At 43.8% G+C, this 5,784-nt stretch carries 5 protein-coding genes; 1 reads left to right on the top strand and 4 read right to left on the bottom strand.

Annotation, left to right across the window (positions count from 1 at the left end):
• Positions 1 to 82: 82 nt before the first annotated feature.
• Positions 83 to 1,309: a glycosyltransferase gene (locus ACP5KC_RS08515; RefSeq protein WP_428287276.1), complete on the bottom strand. Its 1,227-nt coding sequence runs from the start codon at positions 1,307 to 1,309 to the stop codon at positions 83 to 85.
• Between the two features lie 68 nt (positions 1,310 to 1,377).
• Between ACP5KC_RS08515 and ACP5KC_RS08510 the strand changes: the two genes are divergently transcribed.
• Complete coding sequence (locus ACP5KC_RS08510) at positions 1,378 to 2,406, top strand: TrmB family transcriptional regulator (protein ID WP_428287275.1); 1,029 nt, start codon at positions 1,378 to 1,380, stop codon at positions 2,404 to 2,406.
• 9 nt (positions 2,407 to 2,415) lie between these two features.
• Here the strand turns inward: ACP5KC_RS08510 and ACP5KC_RS08505 are convergent, their stop codons facing one another.
• Genes ACP5KC_RS08505 through ACP5KC_RS08495 form a run of 3 tightly spaced genes read right to left on the bottom strand, consistent with a single transcriptional unit; the run spans position 2,416 to position 5,535 of the window.
• The gene (locus ACP5KC_RS08505) at positions 2,416 to 3,258 is read right to left on the bottom strand and encodes a carbohydrate ABC transporter permease (protein WP_424739998.1); all 843 of its coding nucleotides are present in this window, start codon (positions 3,256 to 3,258) and stop codon (positions 2,416 to 2,418) included.
• Entirely contained in the window at positions 3,255 to 4,148 is an 894-nt protein-coding gene (locus tag ACP5KC_RS08500) for a carbohydrate ABC transporter permease (protein ID WP_052884856.1), read from the bottom strand. Before ACP5KC_RS08500 ends, ACP5KC_RS08505 begins: the two co-directional genes overlap by 4 nt.
• Positions 4,149 to 4,191: 43 nt before the next feature.
• Positions 4,192 to 5,535 (bottom strand): ABC transporter substrate-binding protein, encoded by a 1,344-nt coding sequence (locus tag ACP5KC_RS08495; protein ID WP_428287274.1) that lies wholly within the window; start codon positions 5,533 to 5,535, stop codon positions 4,192 to 4,194.
• Between the last annotated feature and the right edge of the window lie 249 nt (positions 5,536 to 5,784).

The raw sequence follows: 5,784 nt of genomic DNA, 5'->3' as shown, positions 1-5,784 counted from the left end.
CACTGTAAAAACCAAAGAATTCGGCTAAGTCTTAAATAATGAATAACCAAAGAAATACCACATCTTTTTATTTCACATTCAATCATAAGAACTTGGCGAGAAGGGAGAGATACCTGTAAACATGTCGTGTAATAACGAAGTTCCTCCTAACATGTTCACGTCCTGCCTCTCCCATACTTTTACGTAACCCAGCATTTTCCAGGAGTGATTCAACATGTTGGGCCAAATCCTGAACTGTGAGAGCTGTGTAGCCCGTCACGCCATGTATGACCTGTATCTTTACCCCTCCAACTGGTCGAGCCACTACAGGTACTCTTTTCCAAAGCATTTCGGAGACCACTAGACCAAAGCCTTCACGTATAGCCGTGTGTATTCCTACCGTGGACCCTCGCTGGAAGGCATTCACCTCTAAATCTCTGACTCCCATTTCATCAGTCAGTATATGTATGTCCTCGTCTTGACCAACGTGCTCTTTTACTTTTTCGTAAAAAACTAACCCCTCGGGATCATCTCTAGCCATCATCGAGATAATTAAAAGCTGGAGATCACGTTTTTTCTTCAATATTTTGTAAACGTCTATCGCAGCGGGGATATCTTTCCATGGATCAAATCTTGCAACTTTCGTTATGGAGGGTTTCTCTGGATCAACGTTAAATCTCTCGAATACCTTTACAACTTCCTCTCCCGTTAGCTCTCTATTTTTATCGCTTAAGGGATCTATGCTGGGAGGTGACACGAAAGCTTTATCTTTAAATTCGTCACGAATATATTCCTCACTATGAACAATCACCGCGTCATACTGGTTAACGAGTGGGCCAAGACGTCTCCAAAAAAGTGGATTTGGTTGGGTCAAGTCGATATGACATCTCCATATCCAATGTTGCTTGCCTTTTTTAGCGAATGATGGAAGTGCCATAGGCTGTGGGTCGTGTACAATTATGAAATCGGCATTCAGATCGAGAATTTCAGCGTTGTACCGATTCCACTTGAGGTAGACCTCCCACTCCTCTTCAGTTAGGGAAATGTCAAGGTTTCCTTGCAGACCATTGTGAATTTTCTTCGTTATGTTGAAAAAATCATCTTCAGCCTCTATGACCTCCCACCTTGCATCGATGTCTAGGGACTTCATTAGAGGTACCATACTGTGGAGAATCTCGGCCACACCTCCCCCGTAAGGTGTAGAGTTTATGTGAAGGATGCTTTTCCCTCGGAAACTTTCTCCCAGAGCCTTCAACTCATTAACATCGTCCTCTCCTGTTACTTTTACATAATCATCAATGCTACGTGTATATTTTGGTGTTACTTTCATGGCTACCACAATTAAGTAGTAGTTATCTTAAAGAAATATTTTTCCGAAGACAGAATATTCTGAAAAATGTGAATAACGCGCGTGAACTAGCAGAAACAGCTCTAATCGAACTTGGGTTAACCCCTTACCAGGCTAAAGTCTATCTGGCGATTGCTGATGGGAAGGAGAGAACAGCCAGTGAGATAGCTTCTCTAGCAAGGGTACCACAGCCAAGGATTTACGAGATCCTTGATTCACTGACAAAGCTGGGGATAGTCGAAGAGATCTTAGCGAAGCCTAGAAGATATAGAGGAGTATCCCCTGCTGAGGCTGTTGAAAGGCTAGCCGATCATGCTAGTAGGAAAATACTAGAGAAGAAAGAGACTGCCTTACAGGTATTAAGGCAAAATATCACATATACAACAGCCTCTTCTAAATTTGGTGTAAAAATAATTAGAAATTACAGCGAATTATTGAGGAGAGCAAGGGAAATGCTCTTGAGTGCCAAATACGAGATACTGATAGCAGCTACACCCGAGCTACTACTTGAAATCCTTGACAATCCTGAATTGTATTTGAATAAGCCTGGAAGACTAACTGCCCTCGTCTCTTTTGAGGCAAATCCGCCATTCCATGCCGAAGCACCTTGGATAGGTATTCGAAGAAGAGCGGTAAGAGTTCTACCAATAATTATTGTAGACTCTGCTAAGTGTCTCGTTTTTCAAGATGAGAACACACTCGAGATAACTGATGAGGGATTGCTCAGGTTACTAAATGATTTTTTCAATCATTCTGTGTGGCGCGTAAGTCAGACTGTAAAGGAGATCCAGGCTTTGAGAGGCTTAGAATACACCTCCACGTCACTGTGGCTTATGAGGGAAGTTATATCAGACGTGCTGAAAAAAGGTTATCAAACCATAGTGTCTGTTAATGGAGTCGAGAGAAAAAGCGGAAAAATGGTCGAGGTTAGTGGCAAGCCACTAGCCCTGCAAGAAAATAGCTTTGGGGTAACACTAGCCCTTGTACTTGATGTTGGAGGTAAAAAATTAACAGTTGGAGGGAGAGGAGCCAGATTTGAGGACATAGAAGGGCATATTTTCAAGGTAAAAATACTCTGAGACGCGATGCTACCCTTTTAGGCCCCATCCCACGAAACCTCTCACGTAATACTTCTTAAAGGCCAAGTAGATTGCCAGCGGAGGAATCATTGCAAGGATAGCTCCGGCGCTCAGTAACCCCCAGTCAATGTGATACTCTCCCTTAAGTAGTGCTAAGCGCTGCGTGACGACGTAGAGGTCTGGAGATGGTAGAAATATCATAGCATAGAAGAAGTCGCCCCACACCCAAGTGAACTGTATGGCGGATGCCGCTATTAGTGCGGGTATGCTTATAGGTAGCAGAATTCTTAGAAATATGCTCATCTCGGAGGCGCCGTCGACTCGCGCGGCTTCAACGAAGCTTAAGGGTATAAGCTTCAAATAGTTACGCAGGAAGAAGGCTATCCATGGTATACCCCAAGCACTATGAAGCAGTATAAGACCAGTCAGCGTGTTATTCAATCCTAGCTTCACATAGAGGTTGAAGAGAGGTATAACTACCATTTGCTGGGGTACAGACATGAAGAAAAGTATCATAGTGAATAGGAGGGTTTTGTATCGGAACGACAGATAGGTCAGAGAGTAGGCTACCATTGCTGCGAAAAATATTGGTATTACTGTGCTCGTAATTGAAATTATCAATGAGTTCTCTATACCTTGGAGGAAGTTGTAGGAGGGATTCATCAAGACCTCTAGGTAGTTTTTGAGCGAGTAATTCCCTCCAAGGCTCCACCACCCATGAAGTATTACCTCCGTGTAAGGCTTTACAGACATAATAAGTAGAGCTATGAAGGGCAGGAGCCATAGGATGGTAAAAACCCATACGATGAGATTGAGAAGCACTCCTTTAAGTGAAATCCTAGCTTTACTCACTCTCTCTCACCTTTTAAAACTATGCGAATATACCAATACGCAGGTATAAGGGTTAGAAGAGCTAATATAACGGCGACAGCTGCCGCCTTATGGTACTCTAGGGAGCTGGCAAAGTACATATACATTATCATGGCGAGTACTGTTGACGATCCGCCGGGTCCTCCACCCGTGACAACGTATACTATGTCGAAAATTTTCAGGACCCACATTACGGTCATAAGTATTACAACCGTAGTCACGGGTCTAAGTTGAGGTACGATAATCTTGGCGAATATCTGCCACTGCGACGCACCATCTACAAGGGCTGATTCTATCATGCTTGAAGGTATGGAGTCAAGACCCGCAGAGTAAAGAGTAACGCTGAATCCAAGCCAGAGCCAGATAGATCCTAAAATAAGGGCTAATAGAGCTGTCTGAGGGTATATGGTCCATGTCTTTGAGAGCATAGGAACCCCTAAAACCGCGAATATTCTCGGAAAGATACCTATGCTGTCATCGAACATGAATCTGATTACGAGACCACTAACGACACCCGGTAGTACCATCCCTAGGAAAACTGTTCCTAAGACAAAGCTTGATCCAAAAACATACCTGAGAACATAGGCTAGTATCATCCCTAGTAGTACAACCGCAGGAACAGAGATTAAGATCCAAACTGCGTTGTGGATGAGGGCTCCCCAAGGAGGTGTTGGTTCCAGCTTTGTCAAGATCAAGGCTTTGAGAGGTATGCTTTCAGTTAGCACCTCGTAATAGTTTGAGAGCGAAAAAGTCCCTTTAGAGATAAAACTGAGGACGACTGTCCCAATGATCGGATAAATGACGAATATGGAGAGTACTACCAGAGGAGGTAAAAGAAATAATAATAAATCAATTTTCGATTCTTTATTCAAGTTTTTCACCAAAAAAATATTTTATTTTTTATTTTTAAAGATTTCAAGGTTTCGGCTGAGCGCTCTCCAGAGTTTTAAGTACGGAGTCCAATGCCCCGGGGTTGACCCATAGGAGCTTCAGCTGATCCCAGAAAAGCTTCTGCCAGTCTCCTCCAATAGAGTCATCCAGGTCAGGCAGGATCGCCATTCCTCTCTGAGTAATCTTGGTATATACGCTTTGCATAGGTTTCCATAATTGGCTTACTGGAACCTTCGTCCATGTCGGTATCTTGCCTGACGGGACGCTCGCGTGAACCCCTTGTCCTTCGGTGGCCAAAAACTTGAGAAAGTCAACAGCGGCATCTACGTTTTTCGAGTACTTAGGTACGAAGGCATAATCAGCCCCTCCTACGACACCTTTACTTTCAGGGAGCGGGAAGAAGTCAAGATCATTGGGATCCTCCACCATGCCGGTAATCCATGTACCCATAAAGTATAACCCATACTCGCCGGCCCACCATTTAGGGATAACAGTAGTCCACTCAATAGGCTCGCTAAAGTACTTCTTTTGAAGCAACGGCACAAGGTAGTTCTCAAAGACCCTCCTAACGCTAGGATCTGTAAACCTCGTCTTACCGGAAATGAGGTTTAACTGCATCTGGGGGCCTCCGTAGGCTATTATGAAGTGCTCCACGATATCAGACAAAGGCCAGCCCATACCGTCTCCACTGGCAATCGGATTCTTTACACCCTGTATAGACTTGATTTTTTCTAAAAGCTGCACAAATTCGTCATAAGATTTTGGCTCGGATAACCCGTATTTTTGGAAGAAGGACTTACGATACCAGAAGCCAGGCTTCAACCACATCGTGAATGGAGCTCCCCAGACCTTACCGTCAGCTTTGACGGCATCCAGTATTCCGGAAACATACTCGTCTTGCTTGATGATACTCGTAAGATCTACCAAATGTCCCTCTTTACCCATCTTGGCGATGAACCAACCCCATCCGAAGATGACGTCTCCCGGAGCAACTCCCGCGGCAAACTGTATAGGCATTGTTGCCGCAACATCCTCCGCCCTCATCGTCCTGTATTCTATTTCAACGTTGGGGTGGGTTCGCTGATAAGCTTCTATGACTGCTTGGAAGTATTTGGCTTCGTCCCCACTCCAGGGTCCTATGACTACAAGCTTTACTTTCTGCTGAGGAGCTGGTTGAGTTGGGACGGCCTTACCTATCTGCTGACTTAAGGCCTGTATGTCAGATTTTAGACCGGCAACAGAGTTTGACAAGTCGGTTATGCGCGAGGCAAGTGATTGTATAGTGATGACAGAGTAAAGACTTAGGACCAGGGCAAGGAGAGCCAAGACAACTGCGAAAATGACTAACTTGTTTTGCGTTTGGCTCATCAAGAATATTAACTCCAATACAAAGATTTAAGTTTTACTACACTACCACTTTAAAGTGGTAGTGAATCAGAACATAGCACTCTCAAGGAATCATTATGTATATATGAGGAGAAGAGCTAAATAAGGAAGTAATGAGCTCCCCTATCTAAAAATCAGGGGTATAGGAGAAAGAAAAAATATTGAAGTCTTAAGGGGAAAAATTAATCGGTTTTTCCTTGTCCTTTAAGCTCCTTTATTCTTTTATCCAGT

The organism is Infirmifilum sp. (assembly GCF_049970975.1).
In the GTDB taxonomy this organism is placed as follows: Archaea; Thermoproteota; Thermoprotei; order Thermofilales; family Thermofilaceae; genus Thermofilum; species Thermofilum uzonense.
This window is presented reverse-complemented; position numbering and strand designations above follow the sequence as displayed.